Source organism: Nonomuraea jiangxiensis (genome assembly GCF_900099965.1).
In the GTDB taxonomy this organism is placed as follows: Bacteria; Actinomycetota; Actinomycetes; order Streptosporangiales; family Streptosporangiaceae; genus Nonomuraea; species Nonomuraea jiangxiensis.
Genome location: NZ_FNDJ01000024.1, coordinates 52,473 through 75,653, shown reverse-complemented (window position 1 = coordinate 75,653; position 23,181 = coordinate 52,473). Strand labels below are relative to the sequence as shown.

Annotated in this window: 25 protein-coding genes; 15 read left to right on the top strand and 10 right to left on the bottom strand. The window is 71.3% G+C overall.

What is annotated here, in order from left to right; translation table 11 throughout:
- Window positions 1-46 precede the first annotated feature (46 nt).
- Together BLS95_RS39730 and BLS95_RS39725 are read left to right on the top strand one after the other, a co-directional pair.
- On the top strand, window positions 47-2,407 hold the full coding sequence (locus tag BLS95_RS39730; RefSeq protein WP_090944118.1) for a SpoIIE family protein phosphatase: 2,361 nt from the start codon (window positions 47-49) through the stop codon (window positions 2,405-2,407).
- Between the two features lie 39 nt (window positions 2,408-2,446).
- Window positions 2,447-3,337: an LLM class flavin-dependent oxidoreductase gene (locus BLS95_RS39725; protein ID WP_090944115.1), complete on the top strand. Its 891-nt coding sequence runs from the start codon at window positions 2,447-2,449 to the stop codon at window positions 3,335-3,337.
- A 252-nt stretch (window positions 3,338-3,589) separates the two neighbouring features.
- Here BLS95_RS39725 and BLS95_RS39720 read toward each other — a convergent pair whose 3' ends face one another.
- The 3 genes from BLS95_RS39720 to BLS95_RS39710 are packed head-to-tail and all read right to left on the bottom strand — an operon-like array spanning window position 3,590 to window position 5,764.
- Window positions 3,590-4,819 (bottom strand): RNA polymerase sigma factor, encoded by a 1,230-nt coding sequence (locus BLS95_RS39720; RefSeq protein ID WP_090944113.1) that lies wholly within the window; start codon window positions 4,817-4,819, stop codon window positions 3,590-3,592.
- Window positions 4,816-5,223: a YciI family protein gene (locus tag BLS95_RS39715; protein WP_090944110.1), complete on the bottom strand. Its 408-nt coding sequence runs from the start codon at window positions 5,221-5,223 to the stop codon at window positions 4,816-4,818. Before BLS95_RS39715 ends, BLS95_RS39720 begins: the two co-directional genes overlap by 4 nt.
- Before the next feature lie 13 nt (window positions 5,224-5,236).
- Complete coding sequence (locus BLS95_RS39710) at window positions 5,237-5,764, bottom strand: pyridoxamine 5'-phosphate oxidase family protein (RefSeq protein WP_090944107.1); 528 nt, start codon at window positions 5,762-5,764, stop codon at window positions 5,237-5,239.
- A 187-nt stretch (window positions 5,765-5,951) separates the two neighbouring features.
- On the opposite strand from BLS95_RS39710, the gene BLS95_RS39705 reads away from it, so the two are divergent.
- Together BLS95_RS39705 and BLS95_RS39700 are read left to right on the top strand one after the other, a co-directional pair.
- On the top strand, window positions 5,952-6,236 hold the full coding sequence (locus tag BLS95_RS39705) for a DUF4235 domain-containing protein (protein WP_245765567.1): 285 nt from the start codon (window positions 5,952-5,954) through the stop codon (window positions 6,234-6,236).
- A 115-nt stretch (window positions 6,237-6,351) separates the two neighbouring features.
- Window positions 6,352-6,552: a hypothetical protein gene (locus BLS95_RS39700; RefSeq protein ID WP_143044057.1), complete on the top strand. Its 201-nt coding sequence runs from the start codon at window positions 6,352-6,354 to the stop codon at window positions 6,550-6,552.
- A gap of 28 nt (window positions 6,553-6,580) precedes the next feature.
- On the opposite strand, the gene BLS95_RS39695 is transcribed toward BLS95_RS39700, so the two are convergent.
- A complete protein-coding gene (locus BLS95_RS39695; protein ID WP_143044056.1) occupies window positions 6,581-7,654 on the bottom strand; it encodes a trypsin-like serine peptidase in 1,074 nt (357 codons plus the stop codon).
- Window positions 7,655-8,115: 461 nt separating this feature from the next.
- Between BLS95_RS39695 and BLS95_RS39690 the strand changes: the two genes are divergently transcribed.
- On the top strand, window positions 8,116-8,634 hold the full coding sequence (locus BLS95_RS39690) for a hypothetical protein (RefSeq protein WP_090944097.1): 519 nt from the start codon (window positions 8,116-8,118) through the stop codon (window positions 8,632-8,634).
- A gap of 79 nt (window positions 8,635-8,713) precedes the next feature.
- A complete protein-coding gene (locus BLS95_RS39685; RefSeq protein ID WP_090944094.1) occupies window positions 8,714-8,947 on the top strand; it encodes a hypothetical protein in 234 nt (77 codons plus the stop codon).
- A 167-nt stretch (window positions 8,948-9,114) separates the two neighbouring features.
- Here BLS95_RS39685 and BLS95_RS56190 read toward each other — a convergent pair whose 3' ends face one another.
- A complete protein-coding gene (locus BLS95_RS56190; protein ID WP_176993627.1) occupies window positions 9,115-10,137 on the bottom strand; it encodes an AraC-like ligand-binding domain-containing protein in 1,023 nt (340 codons plus the stop codon).
- A 216-nt stretch (window positions 10,138-10,353) separates the two neighbouring features.
- Between BLS95_RS56190 and BLS95_RS39675 the strand changes: the two genes are divergently transcribed.
- Complete coding sequence (locus BLS95_RS39675) at window positions 10,354-12,336, top strand: outer membrane protein assembly factor BamB family protein (RefSeq protein ID WP_090944091.1); 1,983 nt, start codon at window positions 10,354-10,356, stop codon at window positions 12,334-12,336.
- 55 nt (window positions 12,337-12,391) lie between these two features.
- Here the strand turns inward: BLS95_RS39675 and BLS95_RS39670 are convergent, their stop codons facing one another.
- Window positions 12,392-12,820: a MerR family transcriptional regulator gene (locus BLS95_RS39670; protein WP_245765566.1), complete on the bottom strand. Its 429-nt coding sequence runs from the start codon at window positions 12,818-12,820 to the stop codon at window positions 12,392-12,394.
- 112 nt (window positions 12,821-12,932) lie between these two features.
- Here BLS95_RS39670 and BLS95_RS39665 point away from each other — a divergent pair, with 112 nt between their 5' ends.
- From BLS95_RS39665 to BLS95_RS39650, 4 genes are all read left to right on the top strand, one after another.
- Window positions 12,933-13,334, top strand: a complete 402-nt coding sequence (locus BLS95_RS39665) for a VOC family protein (protein WP_090944347.1) — start codon at window positions 12,933-12,935, stop codon at window positions 13,332-13,334.
- Between the two features lie 226 nt (window positions 13,335-13,560).
- On the top strand, window positions 13,561-14,790 hold the full coding sequence (locus BLS95_RS39660; RefSeq protein ID WP_090944084.1) for a serine/threonine-protein kinase: 1,230 nt from the start codon (window positions 13,561-13,563) through the stop codon (window positions 14,788-14,790).
- 123 nt (window positions 14,791-14,913) lie between these two features.
- Window positions 14,914-15,159 (top strand): ArsR/SmtB family transcription factor, encoded by a 246-nt coding sequence (locus BLS95_RS39655; protein WP_218136215.1) that lies wholly within the window; start codon window positions 14,914-14,916, stop codon window positions 15,157-15,159.
- Window positions 15,160-15,330: 171 nt separating this feature from the next.
- On the top strand, window positions 15,331-15,846 hold the full coding sequence (locus tag BLS95_RS39650; protein ID WP_218136214.1) for a hypothetical protein: 516 nt from the start codon (window positions 15,331-15,333) through the stop codon (window positions 15,844-15,846).
- A 39-nt stretch (window positions 15,847-15,885) separates the two neighbouring features.
- Here BLS95_RS39650 and BLS95_RS39645 read toward each other — a convergent pair whose 3' ends face one another.
- The 3 genes from BLS95_RS39645 to BLS95_RS39635 all read right to left on the bottom strand — a co-directional run bounded on the left by BLS95_RS39645 (window position 15,886) and on the right by BLS95_RS39635 (window position 19,150).
- On the bottom strand, window positions 15,886-16,569 hold the full coding sequence (locus tag BLS95_RS39645; protein WP_090944082.1) for an alpha/beta hydrolase: 684 nt from the start codon (window positions 16,567-16,569) through the stop codon (window positions 15,886-15,888).
- 48 nt (window positions 16,570-16,617) lie between these two features.
- Window positions 16,618-17,136 carry a pyridoxamine 5'-phosphate oxidase family protein gene (locus BLS95_RS39640; protein ID WP_218136213.1) on the bottom strand — a complete coding sequence of 173 codons (519 nt, stop codon included), beginning with the start codon at window positions 17,134-17,136 and terminating at the stop codon, window positions 16,618-16,620.
- 94 nt (window positions 17,137-17,230) lie between these two features.
- The gene (locus BLS95_RS39635) at window positions 17,231-19,150 is read right to left on the bottom strand and encodes an RNA polymerase subunit sigma-70 (RefSeq protein WP_090944079.1); all 1,920 of its coding nucleotides are present in this window, start codon (window positions 19,148-19,150) and stop codon (window positions 17,231-17,233) included.
- Between the two features lie 191 nt (window positions 19,151-19,341).
- On the opposite strand from BLS95_RS39635, the gene BLS95_RS39630 reads away from it, so the two are divergent.
- From BLS95_RS39630 to BLS95_RS39620, 3 genes are all read left to right on the top strand, one after another.
- Window positions 19,342-19,902, top strand: coding sequence for a DJ-1/PfpI family protein (locus BLS95_RS39630; RefSeq protein WP_090944076.1), 561 nt, complete (start codon window positions 19,342-19,344; stop codon window positions 19,900-19,902).
- A gap of 71 nt (window positions 19,903-19,973) precedes the next feature.
- Window positions 19,974-20,234: a tyrosine-protein phosphatase gene (locus BLS95_RS59990; RefSeq protein WP_090944073.1), complete on the top strand. Its 261-nt coding sequence runs from the start codon at window positions 19,974-19,976 to the stop codon at window positions 20,232-20,234.
- Window positions 20,162-20,512, top strand: a complete 351-nt coding sequence (locus tag BLS95_RS39620; RefSeq protein ID WP_176993626.1) for a protein-tyrosine phosphatase family protein — start codon at window positions 20,162-20,164, stop codon at window positions 20,510-20,512. Before BLS95_RS59990 ends, BLS95_RS39620 begins: the two co-directional genes overlap by 73 nt.
- Before the next feature lie 24 nt (window positions 20,513-20,536).
- On the opposite strand, the gene BLS95_RS39615 is transcribed toward BLS95_RS39620, so the two are convergent.
- Entirely contained in the window at window positions 20,537-21,490 is a 954-nt protein-coding gene (locus BLS95_RS39615; RefSeq protein ID WP_090944067.1) for a Ppx/GppA phosphatase family protein, read from the bottom strand.
- 198 nt (window positions 21,491-21,688) lie between these two features.
- Here BLS95_RS39615 and BLS95_RS39610 point away from each other — a divergent pair, with 198 nt between their 5' ends.
- Entirely contained in the window at window positions 21,689-23,074 is a 1,386-nt protein-coding gene (locus BLS95_RS39610) for an FAD/NAD(P)-binding protein (protein ID WP_090944065.1), read from the top strand.
- Window positions 23,075-23,181 lie beyond the last annotated feature (107 nt).

Genomic DNA, 23,181 nt, shown 5'->3' with positions numbered 1-23,181 from the left:
CCGCCCTCCCCCCACCACGTAGTCCAACCGCGAGGAGCAGCAGAACGTGCACAGCGTCCAGCCGTCGGCCGTCAGCACCATCGGGCGGCTGGCCGCCACCATCGACCGGCTGACCAGGCAGATCCAGGAGGCCCAGCGCGCGGCCGAGGGACGCGCGCTGATCGAGGTGGCCAAGGGCATCCTGATCGAACGCCTGCAGTGCGGGCTGGCCGGCGCCGCGAAGCAGCTGGAGCTCCTCGCCGAGCAGGCCGGCGTGACCCAGCTGGAGCTGGCCGCCGACATCATCAACCAGGCGGCCCAGGACCGGATCAGCGAGGCCACCCACGAGTTCCTGGAGGCCGCACGGTCGCGGCCCGACCAGCGCGGGACCTCCGGCATGGCGGTACGGCTGCGCTCGGCCGAGAACGGCGTGGTCGCCGCCACGGACGCGCAGGCGGTGGCCGAGTCACTGCTGGAGCACGCGCTGGCCCCGCTCGGCGCCACGGCGGTCGCCGTCTGGGCCGTCGGCTCCGACAGCTCACTCAGTCTGGCGGGCTACGCGGGCTTCAACCCGGCGGAGGCGGAGCGGTGGCGCTACGTCCCGCCTGGCGTGCAGACGCCGGCCCGTGACGCGCTGGTCGAACGGCGTACCGTGTGGGTCAGGGCGCTCGGTGACGTCGGCCGGCCCACCATCGGGATGGGCATCACCCCGTACGGCGGCCGGGTCGCCGTGCCGGCGGGCACCGGCGGCCGGATCCTGGGAGTGCTGGAGATCAGCTGGCCGGGCCCGATAGAGCCGCAACCGCCCCAGGTGCAGAAACAGGTCGAAGCCCTCGCCGAGCTGTGCGCCCACACCCTGGAGATCCCCGACGACGGGGCCCGCAGCGCCGGGCTGTCCCGGCTGATCGTGCTGGCCGACGCGCTGCCCGACGCCGCCATGGTGCTGCGACCGCACCTGGACGCCGGTGGGCACCTCACCGACTACCGCGTCTGCCACGTCAACTCCCGCTTCGTGGACCCTGCGGGCCGCCCGCACGGCGCGGTGGCCGGCTCCTTACTGCTGGAGGCGTACCCGCTGGCGGCCGGTGACGACGGGCTGTTCTCGAAGATCGAACACGTGCACGCGACCGGCGAGCCGTTCGTGGCCGAGAACATGACGCTGACCGCGCTGGTGGAGGAGGTGCCGCTGCAGAACCTCGTGACCGTCAGCATCACCCGGCACGACGACGCGGTGCTGCTCATCTGGCGGCTGCAGGACGAGGCCACCCGGCTGGCCAGCCTGCTCCAGCACGCCCAGCGGCTCGGCCGCATCGGCGGCTTCGAGGAGAACACGCTCACCGGCAAGATCTCCTGGAACAGCCAGCTGTACGACCTGTACGGCCTGAAGCCCGGCTCCGAACCCATCCCGCTGGAACGGCTCGGCGACCACGCGCATCCGGACGAGGCGACCGTCATCGGCCGCTTCCTCCGTACGGTCCTCCACCACCGCCGCCCCGCCACGACGGCCTTCCGCCTGCAACGCCCCGACGGCATCGCCCGGCACACCAGGGTCGTCGCCGAGCCCGTCCTCGCGACCGACGGCCGCCTGCTCGCCGTGCGGGGCGCGTACCAGGACGTGTCCGCCCAGCACTGGACGGAGGTCGCGCTCGCCGCCACGCGCGACCAGCTCACGCACACCGAGCAGCAGGCCGCCGAGCGCAACAAGCTCGCCCTGCAACTGCAGCGCGCCATCATGCCGGTCACGCGCGGGCCGATGGAGGCGTTCGACCTGAACATCGCCGTGCGCTACCGGCCCGCGGAGAAGGAGCACCTCATCGGCGGCGACTGGTACGACGCCGTCGTGCTGCCGTCGAAGCGGATCCTGGTGTCGGTGGGCGACGTGGCCGGCCACGGCATCGAGGCGGCCACCGGCATGGTCGCTCTGCGCAACGCGCTACGCGGCCTGGCCGCCACCGGGGCCGGTCCCGGGCAGTTGCTGACCTGGCTCAACATGGTCGCGCACCACCTGACGGACAACGTGACGGCCACCGCCATCTGCGGCCTGTACGACCCGGAGACCCGTACGCTGCGCTGGGCCCGCGGCGGGCACATGCCGCCCATTCTCGTCCGCCAGGACAAGGCGTCGGAGCTGGAGATGATCGGCGGCCTGCTCCTGGGCGCCGTCTCCGAGGTCGAGTACGAGGAGGACCAGATCCAGCTTCTGCCTGGCGACAGCCTCCTCATGTACACCGACGGTCTCATCGAACGCCGCGACCGTGCCATCCATGACTCGCAGCGGCAGCTCCTGCTCACCGCCAGCCATCCGACGACGACCCTGGAGCACCGCCTCGACCACCTGCTGACCCACAGCAACTCCGACACCGACGACGACACCTGCCTGGTGGGCATCCAGCTCGTGTCGCCCGGTCAACCCGCCGGTCTCGGCTGATCGGGTTCCGGCACATCCCTGCAGTACGGTGCAAGAACCATGAGCGCATATGTCTTCGGGATCTCGCTGACCCCGTCCCATGACCTTTCTCTCGTACACGACGTGACCGACGTCGCCGAGCGTGGCGGGCTCGACCTCGTCGGCGTGCAGGACCATCCGTACGTGGCGGATTTCCTGGACGCGCCGGCGCTCATCGGGCACCTGCTGACCCGCACCACCCGCCTGCGCTTCTTCCCCGACGTCGCCAACCTGCCGCTGCGGCCGCCCGCCCTGCTGGCGCGGACGGCGGCGACGCTGAACGTGCTCTCCGGCGGCCGGTTCGAGCTCGGCATCGGCGCCGGCGGCTACTGGGACGCCATCACCGCGATGGGCGTGCCCCGGCGCTCGTCCGCCGAGGCGCTGGCCGCCCTTGAAGAGGCGATCACGATCATGCGAGAGCTGTGGTCGCCGGGACGGAGCGTGCGCTTCCACGGTGACCACTACCGGGTGGACGGGGTGCACGGAGCCGAGGCCGGCACGCCGCCGATCAACGTGTGGATCGGCGCGCAGGGGCCGCGCAGCCTGGCGCTCACGGGCCGGGTGGCGGACGGCTGGGCGGCGCCGATCCCGTCCTACCTGCCGTACGAGCGGTGGGCCGAGTCCCACCACATCATCGACAGGGCCGCCGAGGACGCCGGTCGCGACCCCGGGTCGGTCGTGCGGCTGGCCCAGGTGGTCGGCACCATCGAGGCGAACGGGAGCGGGGCGCGGCTGACCACCGGCGCCGACCCCCTGCGTGCCGGCGCGAACGGCTGGGCCGCCGAGCTGACCAGGATCGCCGCGGAGCAGCCGTTCACCGGTTTCGTCTTCTGGCCGGAGCGCCAGAGCGTGGACCAGGTCCGGCGCTTCGCCGAGGAGGTCGTCCCGGCAGTGAAGGCCAACCTCGCCTAGCGGCCGCCCCGGGCCACCTCAGCACCCCGGACCGCCGTCACCGAGCCACCCGGAGGCCCCACCGCACGCTCCCCGCTCAGGTCAGGGCCGCGGGCAGCAGTCCGACTCCAATCCGTCCATCACGACGGTCAGCCGCGGGGGCCGGCAAGGCGTGCGCCGAGGGATGGGACCTGGTCAACGCGCCGACGGGGCCCTCGGTCGGGCTCGCGTGCAAGGACGTCCGCTGAACGGCGAAATCGTCCTCCGCGCCGTCTAACCGGGCTCGGTGCGCGACCTGTTGAGCCTGGCCGCCTGGTTGATCAGGTAATGCCGTTCGGGCTCGCTGGTGGTCTTGGCGGCGGCCGCGCGGTAGTGCGCCGCGGCGGCCTCGGTGTCGCCGAGCATGTCGAGCAGATGGCCGCGGACGGCGTCCAGCCGGTGGTGGCCGGGCAGCCGCTCCTCCAGCGGCGCCACGAGGTCCAGCCCGGCTCGGGGGCCGTGCACCATGGCGGTGGCGACGGCCCGGTTCAGTGCCACCATCGGGTTGCCGGTGAGGCGCTCCAGCAGGCCGTACAGGCCGAGGATCTGCGGCCAGTCGGTGTCCTCCGCGCGTTCCGCGCCGTCGTGCAGCGCGGCGATCGCGGCCTGCAACTGGTATTCGCCGACCACGCCGCCGGACATCGCGGTCGCGACGAGCCGCATCCCCTCCGCGATCGCCGCCCGGTTCCACCGCGTCCGGTCCTGGTCGGCCAGCGGGATCAGCTCGCCGTGCTCCCCGGCGCGGGCCGGGCGCCGCGCGTCGTTCAGCAGCATCAGCGCCAGCAGTCCGGTGACCTCGCCGTTCTCGGGCAGCATCGCGCGCACGGCCCTGGTCAGCCGGATCGCCTCGCCGGACAGGTCCGTACGGTGCAGGTCGGCGCCCGCGCTGCTGGCGTAACCCTCGTTGAACAGCAGGTAGAGCACGCGCAGCACGGATCCCAGCCGCGCCCCGAACTCCTCCGGCCCGGGCATCAGGAACGGGATGCGAGAGACCTTGATCTTCTGCTTGGCCCGGCTGATCCGCTGCGCCATCGTCGCCTCCGGCACCAGGAACGCCGCCGCGATCTCCGCGGTGGTCAGACCGGCGACCGCGCGCAGCGTCAGCGCGATCGCCGAGGCCGGGGTGAGTGCCGGATGGCAGCACATGAACAGCAGCACCAGCGCGTCGTCCCGCTGCGCCGGCTCCGCGCCGGGCACCTCGCGCAGCGCGGCGGACTCCTCCCTGCGCCGTCGTGCCTGGTCGCTTCGGTAGTGGTCGGTCAACCGCCGCACGGCCGTCTGGATGAGCCAGGCGCGCGGGTTGTCCGGCAGCCCCTCGCCCGGCCAGTGCAGGCTGGCGGCCAGCAGTGCCTCCTGTACGGCGTCCTCGGCGGCGTCGAAGTCGCCGTAGCGCCGTACGAGGGCGCCGAGGACCTGCGGCGTCAGCTCGTGCAGCAGGTCCTCGATGTCCGCGGTCGAGGTCATAGGTCCGCCGGGTCGGGGAACCCGCCCATGACCTGCCGCACCTCGATCGCCTGCCGCAGCGGCACGCCGCCAGGTCCGGGCGCGGCCGAGACCTGCGCGGCGATCTCGATCGCGCGTGCCTCGGACTCCACATCGACCAGCTGGTAGCCCGCCAGGACCTCCTTGACCTCGGTGTACGGCCCGTCGGTGACCACCGGGCCGCCCTGGCCGTCGAACGTGACGACCTTGACCGCCTCCGGCCCGGCGAGCGCCCGCATCTCGACCAGCTCACCGCTGTCGATCAGCGCCTGGTTCAGCTTCCGCAGGTATTCCAGGTGCGCGGTCATGTCGTCGGGATCCCATTCCGACATCGGACCCACCCCGAAGTCGTCGTCGTGTTTGGTCAGCAACATGAACTTGGCCATGGTCGTCTCCTCCTCAGCTCTCACGCCGTACGCCCGGTCCACCGGCCGTCACCCCTGCGGCCTGCGCCGGCAGCAGATCCTCGACGGCCTTGGGCAGGGTGGTCTCGAAGTCCAGCAGCTTCGCCCAGTCCGGCTCGACGGTGATGCGGACCATCTGCTCGTACATGCCGCGCACCCCCTGCTCCCAGCCGTCGAAGTGCTCGGCCGGCACCACTTTCCTGCTGGCCTCGACGTAGGCGTCCGGCACCCCGTCGACCAGCTCCACGCCGGCCGCGCCGCGGATCATCAGCACCCGCGGCGGCCACTGGTCCTGGGTGTCGATGGTGAGCGCCACCCTGGGATTCTGCCGCAGCGCCCGGACCTTCGCCGATTTCGGCACGGTGGCCATGACCACGTGCTCGCCGGTCCACCAGAACCCGATCGGGATCGCCCGTGGCGCGCCGTCGATGCCGACGTAGGCCAGCCGCGCCGGGATCGACGACCCCAGCAGCTCCTGCGAGATCGGCTTGGCCAGCACCTCGGCGACGTCGTGGCGGTTCATGTCCTTCTCCCTTGCCGGTCGGCGCGCCCTGCCTGGCGCGTTCATGAGTCGGACGGAGCCGGCCGCGCGTTCTCGACATGGAGGACCATATTCGACGGAGAAATTTCCGCCGGGGTGGCGTCACCGCTTCGATCCCCTGGCGGAGGGCGTACCGGAGCTCTCCATGTTTAGGAACGTGGAAGGGGGCATGAGCAGAAGCCGTCGTGAGGAGGCGGAGATGCGATCGATGGAGAAGGGCGCCGCGCTGGGCCTGGGCATGCTCAGCGGCGCACTGGCGGCCGGGCTGTTCAAGAGAGTCTGGACGTTGGTGTCCGGCCAGGAGGATGCCCCCGATGCGGACGACCTCGACCGGGGCTTGACGGAGGTCCTCGTCGCCGCGGCGGTGCAGGGAGCCATCTTCGGCCTGGTCAAGGCCGCCGTGCACCGCGCGGGCGCACGGACCTTCCAGGGCAGGACGGGCGCCAAGCGCTGAGCAGGCCCGCGACCCCGGCTTCCATACCGGCCGCCGTGCCGGAACCGCGGCGGTCAACCGGATGGTTGCACCCTGGTGGAGTGAGGCCGGAAGATGGGGTGAGGGAGTGAAGCTCATGTGGGCGAAGACGCACACCAGGATCGTGGCGGTGTCACTGGCGGTCGTCGCCGTCGGTTTCGGGGCCTACCGGGTGCTGACGGCGCAGCCGGATCAGGAGTCTCCCGCGACGCCGGCCGTTCATCACAACGACAGGGATCCCGGCGAGGTCGAGCAATACTGGACCGAGGAGCGCATGCGGAACGCCACCGGAGGCTGAGCCCCCGGCGGCGTTCATCCGGGCGGACCTACTGGTCCTTCACCGTGTTGTAGACGTTGACGGCGGCGTCGCCCAGATACGGGTCACGCCACTCGTCGTTGGCGAAGAAGTGCCAGCTGTTGGCGCTGATGATGTAGCCCCAGCCGCGGGCGAGCTGCAGGTCATAGAGCACCGGGCCGCCGCTCGCGCCGTGGAACATGTCACAGTGGAAGCCCATCCGGCTGTCGGAGGGCGGCTGCCAGGTCGCGCCGGTGCAGTACCACAGGCGCTGCCCGTCCATCTCCGGCCGGTCGGTCGGCGCCGAGTCCTCCGGGTAGCCGAAGGCGTAGGCCTGGTACGTGCGGCTGCCGCTGTTGAAGTGGTAGCCCTGCGACCCCGTGATGTCCTGGACGTTGCCGCTGGCGTTCGGGGCCAGCGCGATCGCGGCGATGTCGTACGCCCAGTCGCCGTTCACGGTCCAGCCCTGCGGGGACGACGCGAGCTCCCAGCCCCAGGCGCCCAGCGAGCTGCCGGCGTCGAAGTCGGGCCTGAACAGGAAGTTGGTGAACCAGCCCGTGCTGCCGCCACCGTTCTCGCGGTGCACGCAGTGCCCGGCCGTCCAGATCGTGTTGCGGTTGTTGGCGTTGATCACGGACGCCGAGCAGAACCGGTCCGCGCCCTGGTCATTGGTGTAGAAGAGCTTGCCGATCGTCCTGGCCGGCATCACGCCGTGGGTGTTCCAGCGTTGTGCCTGGACGACGTTCAGCGTGTTGTCCCCGGGGACCGGAGTGGGGGCCGGAGCCTTGGCCGGTTGGGTTCCGGGGGAGGAGATGGCGGGTAACTTGGACGCCGGCAGTGAGCTGGTCTTGCGCGCACCCTCCACATCCGTGGGGAGCGTCGGCTTGGCCTGCTCCAAGCGGGCCGGCGTCCAGTAGGCCGTGAGCTCCGCGGCGGACTGACCCGACTTCTGGATGGTCGCCTGTGCCGGGTCGGCCGCGTTCGAGGTCGTCGTGGTGGCGTGCACCGAACCGGCGGTCAGTGCCGCGGTGAGGGTCAGCGTGCCGAGGATGACAAGGGAACGTTTTCCCGCGCTCCTGAGATTTCTCCGGTAATGACGAGTCACCGTGTGCTGTCCTTCCTGTCCGAAAATCGGCTGTGCCTGTTTTCGGGCGGTGCAGCGCAAGGGTTTATCGGGAATCCGCCGGACCGGCGTTCCCCGGACATGCCATGACAGCTCGGCCGACATTCATCCACACCAGCCGTTGATCGGGCGTGATCTGCCGCTGAAACGCTGTTGACGTGCGCTTACGAGCGCTGGTCTCGGCGTTCGAGGGCAGGCTGAAACAGCCCGGCCAGGCGAATGCCCGCGGATGATCTATTGGCTGAGTTGTTTCCCCCCCTTGGCTGTGGCACAGAGATATTCATTCAGCTCGTGTGCCGTCCCCGTCCCGTGGAGTGCGCATACTTACAATCAATTGTGGAGGCGGACTCGTCAAGTCTGTCATGGTGAATTCTTGGAAGTGCCGTCCTCGCCGGCGTTCTGCTGACACTAGGTGTCAGGGGGGCGCCCGTACCTTGCTCCGCATGGAAAACAGCACTGCCTTCAGCTTCCTGACCGGCACCTTTGACGTCGTCAACCGCTGGCGGAAGGACTTCCTCGACCCCGGCGAGGGCGCGGACGCGTGGGAGGAGTTCCCCGGGGTCAGCCGGGCCTCCGTGCACTTCGACGGCCGGGCCAGCTTCGACGAGATCGACTTCCCGACCAAGGGCTTCTCCGGCCTGACCTTGCGGCTGTACGACCCGTCGGCCGACGAGTGGTCCCTGTACTGGGCGAACAGGCGTACGGGCACGCTCTACCCGCCCGTGATCGGCCGTTTCGCCCCGGACGGCACCGGCACCTTCTACGGCGACGACGAGCACGACGGCCGGAAGGTGCGGGTCCGGTTCGTCTGGTCGGAGATCACCGAGGGCGGCGCCCACTGGGAGCAGGCGTTCTCCGTGGACGGGGAGCAGACGTGGATCACGAACTGGCACATGTACATGACGCGGCGCCGCCTTGCGGACGAGGCAGTACCGGTTACCTCCAGAGATAACGGTGCGTAACCTTCGGTCACGTTGAGCTATGGGCGTGGGCGGCAATCACCACACTGCTCTGTCCACCCGAACCGGAGGTACCCCGAATATGCACCGCACCGCGCCCGCCCTGCTCGGCACCCTGGCCGCCGCCACACTGCTCCTCGGCACGGCCCCGGCCGCGCACGCCGTCATCGATCCCGCCAAGATCCAGCTCCTGGAGTCGATCCAGAAGGTCGATCCCGTCATGATGGCCACCTGCGCGACCGGCGGCGTGGCCAGTCCTGCCAGTGCCGTCGCCGTCCCGCCCGAAGTGCCGCTCGTGGGGTGCGTCGCCGTGTGACGCGGCCATCCCTCCCTGGAGGCCCTGCTTCCCCTGTGGACCTCAGGCTCGCTCGTGAGTGAGCAGGACGTCCCCGGCGTGCTCGACCTGACGGCACAGGTCGAGCACTGGTCCGGGCGGCCGGTGCGGAACCTGGGCATCGGCCTAACGGTTCCCTTCCCCCTCACTCAGGCCGGCGGGGCGGGGTGGCGGTGTTGCGCACGTACCTGCCGCCGGTAGGTGGCGGGCGTCACCCCGAAAGCGCTCCGGAAGATCCGGTTGAAGTGGGAATCGTTGGTGAATCCCCAGCGGGCGGCGATCATGTTGATCGGCAGGATGTCCAGCCGGGAATCAGCCAGGGCGGCGCGGCAGCGTTCCAGCCGCCGCTGCCGGATCCACGTACTGACGGCCTGCCCCTCCTGCTGGAACAGCCGGTAGAGATGGCGCAGGGAGATGTGGTGGGCGGCGGCGATCGTCGCGGGCGAAAGGTCCGCCGATTCCAGGCGCTGCTCGATGAACGCCCGGATGCGAAGGAGGAGCACCCTGTTCGGGTCGGCCAAGGACGCCGTGGCATCCGCCTCCAGCGCGTTGGCGAGAGTGGTGATGATGAGATCGAGGACGATGCTGGACAGCCGGCCGGCATCCGCCACGGACAGGTCATCGGACTGGGACACCAGCCCGCGGAGCAGCTCACCGAGCAGTGCGCCGACGCCATGCCGTCCCGGCAGCCTGGCGGCCAGCAGCCTGCGGATCCTCGCGGCCGGGAACGGCAGGGCATCATGCGGCATCTGCACGATCACGCCGTCGGATGCGCTCGCGTTCGGACCCCGGTCCTCTCCGTGGGGATCGCTCGAGCTCCACGCCAGGAAGGGACGGGACGTGTCGTACAGCATCAGGTCGGACGGTGCCAGAAGCGTCTCGCGGCGCTCTTGCCGTATGCCCGATCTGCCGCTTATGACGAGAGCGAGCTGGTAGGCCTCGGGGTCGGAAGAACGGATCCTGCTCATGGTCCTGTGAGCCTCGAACCCGGCGCACCTGACCCTGGACATCTGCACCGGACCGAGGTCGATCACCCGCATCTCCGCCCAGAAGTCGGCGGCCCGTTCGCTGGAGGCGTCCACCGAGACCACCGACCTGGCGACCGTGTCCCACCAGAAGTCGAACCGTTCCCTGACGGGGACGTTGTCAAGCCGTACGACCGAAGTAATCATCGCCCCTCTTTGCGGACCGGCTGTGAGGTGTGTTCGCAGCCTGCCGTCGGCTGAGCCATTCCAGGGTCGAACGCAGAATGATCGCTTCGCAAGGTGTTTCGGCGAGACCCGAAACACCGACGTTGGACATCCGCGAGTTCCTCCGCCGCCGCGAACCGCGGCCTTCCGCGCCGAGCTGGACTGGTGTCTTTCCATAGGTAGGCTAGGGTCGCGTCCGTGCCGTTGATCACCGACCTGGCCGCCACGCTGCACCGGCCGGGCTTCTGGACCGCCTACTACGGCGGGCGCATTGCCGCCACCGACGGTGAGGACGGCGAGACCTTCCTCGACCGGGTGCTCGGCAGCGATCCTGACTTCGACGACGAGTGGCTGTGGGGGCCGGACCCGTACGACGCCATCACCGACGACATGGACGCGGCGGAGGAGGACCGTGCCATGGAGGCGGCCATGGCCGCCGGAGCCGTGCTCAGCCTGCCGTTCCCGTCGGGGCACGCCTGGTCGATCCGGTTCAGCTCCTCGCCCGGCATCTACCACACGCTGAGCGGCCCCGACGGCACCGGCCGGATCAGCCTGGGGTACGACGACCCGCATGCCCACCTGCCGATCCTGCGCTGGGCCGAGGCATGGCGGATCGCCGACCACCTCGGTCGGCAGCACCTTGGCCGACAGCACCTTGGCCGACAGCACCTCGACCGACAGCACCACGGCCGGCAGCACCCGGCCGGCGGGTCGGCGCCGTTCCCCGCCGCGTTCGTGCTGCCGCTGCTGGCGCCCGTCACCTGGGCGGCCTCACCGGAGGAGGCCGCGGAGGCGGAGCGGACCCTCGCCGAGGCGTGGACCGCCACCGGCATGATCGATCCTGGGCACGCCGCCGAGCTCGCCCGCCGGCTGGGCCGGTACGTCCCCGACGTCGTCTGGCGGCCCGACCCGGTCCACGGCTGGACCAACAGCGGCCGCCACAGCCACCGCGATCCGGCCGTCGGCTCGTGGTCACCGGCCGAGTTCGCGTTCTTCCGCCACTTCCTGGACGGCATCGGCGACATCCCGGCGAGCCCCGCCACGGGCCCAGAGGCGGGCGCGGCGGCGGGCACGACCGCGGCGGTGGGCACGGGCGCGGCGGTGCGGTGGCGGTTCGACGCGGGCGGACCGGTCGAGCCCGTCGTCACCGTGGCCGGTGCTCAGGTGTACTGCTTCACCTCGGCGGACGCGAAGCTGCGGGCGCTCGACGCGGCGACCGGCGAGCAGCGCTGGTACACCGGCGTGATGTCGCGGGGGTTCGGCCGTAACGCGGTGACCGTCGCTGACGGTACGGTCCACTACGCCGGTGGCATCGAGGGCCTCGACCTCGTGGCGTTCGGCGAACACGCCTCGGACGAAGCGGACGTGGCATGGGTGCATGCCCTCGACCTCGAGGGAAGCCGGTACACCTCGTCCGGGGCGTACTCCGGATGGGCCGACACCACACCGGTGGTCGCCGGCGGGCGCGTGTTCGTCGCCGAGAACAGCCTGCACGCGCGGTCCATGACGCCGTCCGGGCCGCAGCCCGGCTGGGACGCCTACCTGCCGGGCCTGTACACGCCGCGCACCCGTCCCGTCGTGGCCGGTGACCGGGTGTACGTCGCCGTCCGCGACGACTACCGCGACACCAGTACGGTGCAGGCGTTCGACGCCGCGACCGGCGAGCGGGTCGACCCGAAGATCGAGGTGGCCGGCGTCGCCCAGGACCTGGTGGCCGGCGGCGGTGAGCTGCTGGTGGCGGCCGGTGCGCTCACCGTGTTCGACGCGGAGACCGGTGCCGAGCGCTGGTCGGTGGTGACGGAGCGGCAGTGGTCCGGCGTGCTCGGGGTGAACGCCACCTGGGTGGTCGGCACGACCTGCCGCCTGCCGTCAGGGTCGACGGGTCCCGAGTGGCAGTACACGGTGGTGGGTGTCGACCGGCGTCGCCAGGAGGTGGCCTGGACCTTCGAGGCGCCCGGGCGGCTGGCCTCCAGCGGCGTGGTCCTCGACGGCCGGACGGCATATTCGGTGGGCGACGACGATCGCGACGCCACGCTCTACGCGATCGACCTCACCAGCGGGGAGTTGCGCTGGCAGCATGCGCTGGGCCGTACCACCTGCCTGCCGGCCGTGGGGGACGGCACGGTGTACGTCGCGACCGGTGACGGAGCGGTGCTGGCGGTGCGCCACCGGCCGGACTGAAGCCGGCCGACGGGCGGGGCCGTGGTGAACAGCGGGCCGCCGGTCTCGGGTCGTGTCAGACCACGCAGCCGTCCTTGCCGAGGTTCTCGAGCTCGGTCGCGCTCGCCACCATGCGCCGGTAGTCGGGGCATTGGGTGAAGTCGTCCGCGGTGCATCGCATGATGTGCTCGATCAGAGTCTTGGAGGCCGCGATCTCCTGCATCCGGCGTTCCAGCTCCGCGTGGTGCCGCTGGAGAAGGGTCTGGCGCCCGGCCGGGTCCGAGACGGCGAGGATCTCCCGGATCTGCTCCAGGCTCATGCCCGCCGCCTTGGCGCGAATGATCGTCAGGACCCGTACGGTGTGGTCGCTCGTGTAGCGGCGGCGCCCGCTGACCCTGGCGGCGGGCGTCAGCAGGCCCATGGCCTCCCAGTGACGCAGCACGTGCGGGGCGAGGTCGAACTGCCGGGCGAGCTCCCCGATCGGCATCCAGTCGCTTGACTTCATGTTGACATTAACTTGCGGACCTGCTTCCCCGTCAAGCGATCAGGAGGCGCGACGCCTTGCGGGCAGGGAAAGGAACGGTATGACCCGCGTTCTTCGGAAGGAGCCCTCCACCATGCCGCCTCATCTCCGGTTGACCTCCGTGACGGTCGGGACTTCGCGACCGCGTGAGCTCGCGCGTTTCTACGCCCGGCTGCTCGGCTGGCGCGTGACGAAGGACGAAGGCCCCGAACCAGGGGAGCCGGAGGAGGCGGGGTGGGCGCAGATCGGGCCGCCGGGCGACGTGGCCGGCCTCACCGTCAGCTTCGAGTACGAGCGGTGTTACGCTTCGCCCGTGTGGCCCAGCGAGTTCGGGAGTCAGAACGCGTCACAGCACCTCGACATCGAGGTCGACGACCTGCCCGCGGCGGTCGAATGGGCGTTGGCCTGCGGGGCGACCCTGGCCGGGTTCCAGCCGCAGCACGACGTCCGCGTGATGCTGGATCCGGATGGGCACCCGTTCTGCCTCTTCCTCTGAGCACCCCCGGCCTGACTCCGCCCTCTGACCGACCCCGGTGGGCCGGAGCCCGTCGGCGTGGATATATTGATACGCGTCTACCTAAGAAAGTGCATGTCAATGCGGGTTTCCGCCCGCGGGGAAGTTCCCCTGACCGCCGAACATGATGTCTGCCCGATGTGCCCGTACGCCGTCCCCCCGACAGGCAGAGACGGTGTGAAGGCGCGATCATGAGAGGTGAGTCACCGTGCCAGACCCCCATCAACCGAGGCCCGGAGATCCGCTGCGCGTCGCCGGTTACCGGGTGGTGAAACGGCTGGGCGAGGGCGGTCAGGGCACGGTCTTCCTCGGCCAGGCTCCCGGCGGGGCGCGGGCCGCCATCAAGATGCTGCACTCCAACGTCGCGGGCGACTCCCAGGTCCGGCAACAGTTCTGGTGCGAGGCGGAGATCGCCGCGCGGGTGGCCACGTTCTCCACGGCCAGGGTGCTGGAGACCGGTTTCGCCGGGGAGCGCCCGTACATCGTCAGCGAGTACGTGCCGGGGCCGTCGCTGGAGGAGCTGGTCCGGGCGGACGGGCCGCGGACCGGCAGCGGGCTGGAGCGGCTGGCGGTCACCACGTTGACCGCGCTGGCCTCGATCCACGCGACGGGGGTGGTGCACAGGGATGTCAAACCGGCCAATGTGATCATGGGGCCGGAGGGTCCCGTGGTGATCGACTTCGGGATCGCGCGGGCGGCGAACACGGCCGCGGAGGAGAGCGGGCCCGTGGGCACTCCGGCGTACATGTCCCCGGAGCAGTTCGACGCCCGGCCCCTCACGCCGGCCTCCGACCTGTTCTCCTGGGCGGGCACGATGGTGTTCGCCGCCACCGGGCGACCGGCTTTCGCCGCGAGCACCGTGCCGGCGACGCTGCATGCCATCGCGTACGCCGAGCCCGACCTGTCCGGCGTGCCCGAGCCGCTGCGCCGGCTGGTGGCGGCCTGCCTGGCCAAGGATGCGGCGGCGCGCCCGACGGCCGGTGAAGCGCTGTGCGACCTCATCGGAAACGGCCGCGGACTACCCTCCACGAGGGTCCCCTCTCGCGTGCCCACCGATCCGCCTTCTAGGAGCGTCTCTCCTCCTCGCGTTCCCGCCGATCCGCCCCGGCGCGGGGCCGAACCGCGGGTCCACCGCCGTCGGCGTAACCGCGCGGCCGGCAGGCACGCCGGCTCGCCCGCCCCCTTGGCCCCGGCACCGGTGAGCGCCCGGCCCCGGCGGCGCCACGGTCTGGCGCTCCTGACCGGCAGCGCGGCCCTGGCCGTGACGGTCGGCATCCTCATCCTGACGTCCGTGTTCGGCACCCCGGCCGACGCCCAGGACCGCCCGTCGGGCGGCCACCCCGCGACCTCGACCTGCACATCCGCACCCTCGGCAGCACCACACCAGCAGGCCGCGACCTCCACCACCTGCGCCCTGGAGCCCGGCGAACCCGACTGACCGGCCGACCCCACCGCATCGGGCTCCAGGCCGACCACCGGCACCCTGATCAGCTACGTCGAGCCGCCATGGCCCTACGCCCTGGTCTATCCCGCCCAGGGCATCGCGGACCTGCTCGGTCCTGTGGCGCGTACGCCGGGTGGTGAGGCCCTGAGCCGGCTGGTCGGCCCCCGCCGTGCGGACGTGCTGCGCGCGCTGGACGTGCCCGCGACGACGACGCAGTTGGTCGCCCAGCTCGGCCTGAGCCTGGGCGCCGTCGGCGGTCATCTGGCGGTGCTGCGCGATGCCGGCCTGGTCACCCGCACCCGCGCCGGCCGGGCCGTTCGCTACGAGCACACGCCGCTGGGCGCGGCCCTGGCGGACAGCTGAAGCCCACCTGCCCGCCCGAGGCTGACACCTCGGCGGCGGCAGGGCACCCCGGAGGCACGTTCACGGCTGCTCAGCCCCGCCGCCGACCAGCCGGGTTCGACCTGCGCTGCCACTGAGCCGCACCCTTCGCGTTGGATGGATGGAATGTCCCGCCAATGCCAAACTCGGAAGGTGATCGTGGACTACCAGGGACTTGTCAAGCGCCTGAACGTGCCCGCAGGCTGGGCCGCACCCACCGAGCTGACCTACGGCGGCATCCGGGCCGACGCGCTCACCCGGGCCCACCTGCATGACGACGTCCGGGGCATCAACGCCAGCATCGACCTCATCCGCCGGACGCGCGGCGGACGCTGGCCGACCGAGCCGGTGAGCGAGGACTTCAACTACGTGGATCTCGTCTGGCACGAGTGCGAGTTCCGCGAGGGCGACTCGTTCGCCTATGCCGTGTACGACGACGGCGGCCACTACCTCGGCTGCTGCTACCTGTATCCGATGGGCCGCCGTACCCCGCTCACCGAGGAACTGCTGGACCACGACGTGGACGTGAGCTGGTGGGTCACTCCCGACGCCTACGAGCACGGCCACTACGCCACGCTGTACCGCGCGCTCCGTCACTGGATCGCGACCGCGTTCCCGTTCTCGAAGCCGTTCTACTCCAACAAGGAGATACCGGCATCGGACGACTGAGCATTCGAGGTGACGCAGATCGAGGCCGCACGCCCGAAGTCAGGGTGTTTCCGCGCGCAGGTAAGCCTCCAATCGATCGGCCAGTTCCCTGGGGTGGCTGAGGGCGATGGCGTGGCCGCCGTCGATCTCATCCGGTGCGATGCCGAGCCGCCGTTCGACGACCCCGCGCATGAACGCCGCGGGAAAGAAGCGGTCGTCGCGGCAGAGCAGGAATCGTGTCGGCACCTCGGGCCAGGCGTCGAGCGGCCATGGGCGCAGGAAGGGGGTGGCGGACTGACGGCGCTGCCGCCTGACGGCCTCTGCCGCCAGTTCGGGGGCCACGTCGTGGAGGAACAGGGCGGTGTCGTCGTCGGGCGCCCGCCCGTCACGTCGGTCCTGCTCGTGCCGGGCCTGCTCCCAGCCGGTGTTCGTCCACCACTGGCCGGGTGACTCTCCTGGCGCGGGGATCATCGCCGTCAGCAGCACCAGCAGAGCGACCGGGACCCGATCGCACACCAGGGACGCGGTGAATCCGCCGAGGGACTGGGCGACCACGACCAGGTCGGTACGGTCCCCGATGGCATCGATCACCACGTCGGCGTACTCGGACAGCCCGGCCGAGTCGTCCTCGCAGGGCAGGTCGGGCGCGACCACGTCATGGCCGCGCGCACGCAGTTCGGCGTTCAGCAGATGCCAGTACCAGGAGCCGGACGCGGCGCCGTGGATCAGTACGTAGGTGGTCATGACGAGCTGCGCTCCTGGTGGTGGTGCGGGGAAAGGGGCTGCCTGGCGTCACAGCCGGCCCCGGCGTTCGAAGTCCTGCGTGCTGGCGCCACCGGGCAGCCGGGTCTGGAAGTCCAGCACCCCGACCCAGGCCGGCCGCACGGCGATGCGGATCATCCTGGTGCCAGGGTGGTCGACCGCTGCAAGCTGGGCGGCGGCCTGCTCCTGCCCGCCGTAGCGGAGCAGGGCCAGCGCGTACTCCGGGACTATGCCCTCCACGTCGGTGACAGACGCCCGCCCTCGGATCAGCAGCACCTCGGGCGGGGTGGAGGCGGCGTCGATGGTGATGGCGACGTCGGGCCGGGCCCGCAGGGCGCGTACCTTGGCACCCCCGAACGTCGAGAACACGATCTCCGTCCCGGTCCAGTGGAACAACATCGGGAACACGCGTGGCGTGCCGTCCGCCGCGACGTACGCCAGCCGCGCCAGCTCCTTGGAGCCGAGCAGGCGTTGCGCCACGTCAGTGGCCAGCAGGCCGACGTCACCTTGTGGCAGCGCCAGCATGTCGTCGTGAATCTCGATTCCCATCAGTCAGGTCTCCTCACGGTCGTCGGCCACGCCTGTCGCGGCCGCCGCTGTTGAGACGGTGCGGCGGCCGGAAAGGAATCACCGTCCGCCGGCTCTAGGACGACAGCGTCAGCGGCAGGTCGAACGCGGCGAACAAGCGCGGCTCGAAGGCCGTGATCTCGGCGATCTCGCCACCCTCGATCCGCAGCACGTTGAGCACCTGAGCGCGGTACTCGATCTCGCCGGGCAGCCGGACGTATCCCGCCACCGCCGGCTGCCGGTTCGCCCGGGTGAGCACGCTGCGCCAGTGTGCCCGGTGCAGAGGCGAGTGGGGGCCGAAGGCATGGGCGGCGAATCCCGTGACCGCCTCGCGGCCGGAGAACCAGAACGGCAGCGGAGGCATCGTCATCCGCACGTCTTCGCGCAGCAGCTCCGCGAACAGGGCGGTGTCGGCCCGCTCGTGGGCGTCCATGAAGCGCCGCAGCAGGGCCCGTTCCTGGGCGGTCGCGGGTCCCGACGGCGCCCACTCCTCCCGGCGCCGAGGCAGGTACGTTTTCATGGTCGGTCGTGCCCGCTGCAGCGCGCTCTTCACCGCGGCGACGCTCAACCCCAGCGCCAAGGAGGTCTCCTTGGCCGGCCAGCCGAGCACGTCCCGAAGGATCAGCACCGCACGCTGCCGGGCGGGCAGGTGCTGGATGGCGACCAGGAACGCCAGCTCGATGGTCTCCTTGCGGACCGAGGCGGCGTCCGGCTCCGCGTCGCCGGGCGCCACCGGCTCCAGCAGCCGATCCGGGTAGGGCTGCAACCATCGGATCTCGTCCGGTGCCGTACCGACCGCCTGCGCGTCTTCCCGGGGAAGCGGGTGACGCGGGTGCCGGTCGAGGAAGTCGAGGCAGGCGTTCGTCGCGATCCGGTAGAGCCACGCCCGGAACGTGGAACGGCCCTGAAAGCTGTCGCGTTTGCGCCACGCCCGCAGGAACGTCTCCTGCACCAGATCCTCGGACTCCTCGAACGAGCCGACCATCCGGTAGCAGTGCACCTGCAGCTCCCGCCGGTACTGCTCGACGAGCCCGCCGAAGGCCGCCTCGTCAACGGCCTGAGCCCCGGCAGCAGCCTCGGCGGCCGCAGGGGTTTCGTCGCCGCGTCGCACATACCGGCCCAGGCTGGCCAGGTGTTGATGGCGGCTCTTGGCCCGCAGCTCGGGCGCGGTGTGCCCGGCCTGGGCGAGATGCCGGAGGGCGCTGTGGCGGAGCTGGTGCAGGGTCCAGCCCCGACCGTGCGGGTCGAGCCGGGCGGAGGCGGCCTTGAACAGGAATTCGGCGCGCGGGTAGGACAACCGGCCGCGTCCGGTGATCGGGCACAGGTCGGCGGGCGCGGGCACGCGCGGGCCGGAGGTGGGGGCGCGCCGGTCGGCCAGGAACACCGGCCCGCTCGTACGGCCGGCCAGCAGGCCGGGCAGCAGCCGCGCGGCGGGGGCGGCCCAGTGCACGTACTCGACGGCGCCGCCCTTGGCGACGACCGGGGCGCGCCGGTGCTCCAGGTCGAGGTCCTCGACGTTGAGGGCGAGGATCTCCTCGGCCCGGGCGGCCGTGTCGTACAGGAGCCGCCACAGCACGCGTTCCCGCAGGGCGTGCGTGGTGTCGGTGAAGAGGGGCTCCAGCCGGGGGCGCGGGATCGAGCGGTCGCCACGGGCGGTCCTGCGGCGTTCCAGCCGCCGGGCCGGGTCGGTGGTCAGGAGGTCGTGGCGCCGGGCCCAGGTGGTGAAGGACGTGAGCGCGGACAGGTGCCGGTTCCAGGTCGCGGCGGCGGCGGCCTGCCAGCGGTCCATCACCGCGGCGTAGTGCTCCGGGGTCAGGGCGGCGACCGGATGCCGCGGGCCTGCGACGGTGGTCAGGCGGGCGAGGGTCTCGGCGTAGCCGGCGCGGGTGGTGGCCGCGGTGACGGAGTCGAGGAAGCGTACGACCGCGGCCCCTGTCGTCGGGGCGGCCGCGCCGGGGGAGACCACGATCTCCTCCTCCAAGGTGATGTGACACATAATGTCGAGCGGCCTCGATGGTAGCCGCCGAGGCGACCAGGCTATGCGCAGAGCCGCACCTGGTGCCCTCTCGGAAGGGTGTGATGCCCGGCGGGTGCGGGGATGGTGGGAGGGGACCGTTGGCCCGCCGCCTCCCGCCCGGCCGAGGACCGGGAGCGGGGGACGGCCGCGTGAGAGAAAGGGTGCCCGCGATGGCGAAGATACTGATCATCACCGGCGACGCCGCCGAGGACCTTGAGGTGATGTATCCCTACCAGCGGTTGCTGGAGGAGGGCTACGAGGTCGACATCGCGGCGCCGAGCGTGAAGAAGCTGCAGTTCGTGGTGCACGACTTCGTCGAGGGGTTCGACACCTACACCGAGAAGCCCGGCCACTCCTGGCCGAGCGACGTGGCCTTCGCCGAGGTCGATCCCGGGGCGTACGCGGCGCTGGTGATCCCCGGCGGGCGCGCCCCCGAGTACATCCGCAACGACGACGCCTGCCGGGCGATCGTGCGGCACTTCGCCGAGGCCGGCAAGCCGATCGCGGCGCTGTGCCACGGGCCGCTGGTCCTGGCCGCCGCGGGCGTGCTGAAGGGCCGGTCGGTGAGCGCGTACCCCGCCTGCTCCACGGACGTGGAGGTGGCCGGGGCGACCTGGGTGGACAGCGAGGCGCACATCGACCGCAACCTGGTGACCGGCCGGGCCTGGCCCGACCATCCGGCGTGGATGCGGGAGTTCCTCAAGATCCTCAAGGTGACGGTCCCGGCCTGAGCCCGGGGCGTAACGCGACCGTTCCCGGGGCGCCGAAGAACAAATCCAGTGCCACGCACATCTGATCATCCATGAGCGATGTTGAGAGTGAGCCGCTGTCCACCGATCGGCATCTCGACTGGGACGGCTGCTTCAACGCCCGTGACCTCGGCGGAATCCCGGTGCCGGGCGGGGGAGAGATCCGGCGGCGGGCCGTCATCCGCTCGGACAATCCTGAGCGGCTCACCCCGCGGGCTGGTCGGCCCTGGTCGGGCACGGCGTGCGGACCATCGTCGACCTGCGCAACCCCGGGGAGCGTCAGGGCGATCTGTCGGCCCGGTCCGCGGACCTGACCACGGTGAACGTGCCGCTCGCCCTGGCCGGGGTACGGCCCGACGACATCGCCGGCGACTACGAGCTGAGCGCCCCCCGCCTGCCCGGGCTGTTCGCCGCCTTGGGGATTGACGACCAGACCGACAGGATCCAGGACATCCTGGTACGCAAGAACACCACGGCCCGGGCCACCATGCTGGACGCCCTGGACGGACTCGATGTGGAGGACCGGCTGCGGGCGGCGGGACTCAGCGCGCAGGAAATCCAAGCCGTCCGCGATCGCCTCGTCGGCACGTGACCACCGCGGGCCGCGTGGCGCCCCTCAGAACGTTCCGCCGGACCGCCGCTCAGGGCTCGCCCCGATCAGCTCCAGAAGCAGGCCCTCCCGCGTGGACCACGGGCAGATCTGTGCCTCGTGCGCCTGGCAGGCGTCCATGAGCGCTTCGGCGATCACGGCTCCGGCCAGGGACTGCCCGGCCCGGTGGCGGCTGATGCCGGGCAGGCCGGCCCGGTGGGGCACGTCCGTACGCGCCAGCAGCCTGGCAGCGGTCCGCACCGAGGAAAGCGTGAGGTAGGCGGGGGCGCGCGCGGGCTGCTCAAGCGTGGCGGCGAGCTCCGCCAGCTGGGTGAAGGTCTTGGACGAGGCGATCACCCGTACGCCGGGCCGGGCGACCGGCAGTGAGGCCCGGTCCAGCGTCTCGCGCACATGCTGCCGTAGGGCGCGGACCTGGCGTTTCCTGGGCCGCGCGCCGGGCAGCAGGGCCCGCGTCATCGTCCGGGCTCCCAGGGGCAGTGAGAGCATCTGTGAGGGTTCGTCGCCCTGGCCGTAGGCGACCTCCACGGTGCCGCCCCCGATGTCCAGCACGAGCAGCGGCTCCGGCAGGTCTCCCAGCCAGCAGCGGGCGGCGATGTAGGCCAGCCGGGCCTCCTCACGCCCCGGTAAGAGGCGCAGCCGGACGCCCGTGGTGTCGGCCACCCGGCCGATGACCTCGTCACGATTGACGGCATCGCGGATCACCGACGTCGCGAACGCGAACACCCCGGGCCCGAGCTCTCCGGCATCCGACAGCCGGCTCACGGCGTGCTGGACGCTGGCGATTCCGCGCGTGCTCACCCGTCCGTCCCCGGTGAGGGTCTCGTGCAGGGCCAGCCGGACCTTGCCGCCGCGTGACATGGTCCATCGGCCCGGGGCGTCGCGGTCCTTGGACCGGCGCCGACGTACCATCATCAACAGCGCGCTGTGGCACCCCACGTCCAGGACTGCTGCTTTCCGCATAAGGATCGCCTCCGTTTCCATACAGACGTATCACGACCTATCCAGCGCGATGCCATGCACCGGACGGACGGCGCCCGTCACCCGCTGGAGCTCCGTGGTCCCTGACCGTCCTAACCTCGCCACTACCAGCATGGATGACAGACGGCCATCGAGTGAACGCGCCGCTATCCCGTATACCCGACAGGTATAGTCGGTTGAGTGCGTACACCATCGGTCGCCATCATCGGCGGCGGCGCCAGCGGAACCCTGGTCGCGATCCATCTCCTGCGGCTCGCGCGGACGCCGATCGACGTCACGCTGATCGACCGGCACGGACGGCACGCGCTCGGCCAGGCCTACGCCACCACCGATCCCCGTCACCTGCTCAACACCCGCGCCGATCGTATGAGCGCGCTGGAGGACGATCCGGGGCATTTCGTGCGCTGGGCCCGCGCCACCGGCCTCGCGGTGGACGGCTCCGACTACCTGCCGAGAGCCTTGTACGGCCGATACCTGCGCGAGACGCTGGCCGCCGCCGAGGACCCACCGTCGCGGTCGGTGCACCGCGTCACCGGGACCGTTGTCGGCCTGGACCGTGACGATACCGTCGTGCGGCTGGCCGACGGCCGGCGCGTCGAGGCCGACGCCGTCGTCCTGGCCCTCGGCAACCGCGCCCCGGCCCCCGTCCCGGGTCTCGTGACGCATCCCCGCCATGTCGCCGATCCCTGGGCGGCGGGCGCGCTCGCCGGGATCCGTGACGGAGCGCCGGTCCTCGTCCTGGGCACCGGACTGACCATGGTGGACGTGGCCCTCACCCTGACCAGGGCACACCCGGACACCGTGGTCCACGCGATGTCGCGACACGCCCTGCTCCCGCGTACGCACCCCGCCAGGCCCGCCACGCCCGTCGAAGTGCCCGTCCCCGAAGGGCCGTTGCGGGTCGCCGACCTGCTGCGGGCCACCCGCCGGGCCCTGCGGGCGAACGGCGCCGACTGGCACGACGTGGTGGACGGCCTGCGCCCGCACGCGCAGGCGTTCTGGACGCGGCTGCCCACGGCCGAGCGGCGGCTGTTCCTGCGGCGGGTGGCTCGCTACTGGGAGATCCACCGGCACCGGATCCCGCCCGCCTCCGCCGCCGCCGTGGCCGGCCTGCGAGCCTCCGGGCGGCTCCGGCTGCTGCGCGGGAGCCTGCTGTCGGCCGCTCCTGCCGCCGATCGCCTGCGGGTCCGCGCCGACGTGGACGGCGCCGTCACGGAGTTCGACGTCGGCTGGCTGGTCAACGCCACCGGCCCCGCGCCCGACGTGACCGCCGACCCCTTTCTCGCCGGCCTCGTCGCCGCTGGAACGGTCCGGCCGGACTCATTGAGGTTTGGGCTGGACACGGATGGGCAGGGGGCCCTTCTGGACGCGACCGGGCAGCCGAGTGACCGCATGTTCACGCTGGGTCCTCTGCTGCGCGGCAGTCTGTACGAGACGACCGCTGTCCCGGAGATCCGAGCCCAGGCGGCGGCCCTGGCACCACTTCTGCTCAGAGCGGTCCGGCGTCCCGAAGGGGCGACGGGCCGCACGGCCGGAGCGACGCTGGAGCGACCGGCCGGCCGGTGAGCACCCGGCATAGGCGGCACCTATCAGGCGATAGAAACAAACGCTTTGACCTGCGGAAACGTCTCGGCGGAGAGTAGTGATCACCACCAACGACGACGAGGAGCAGA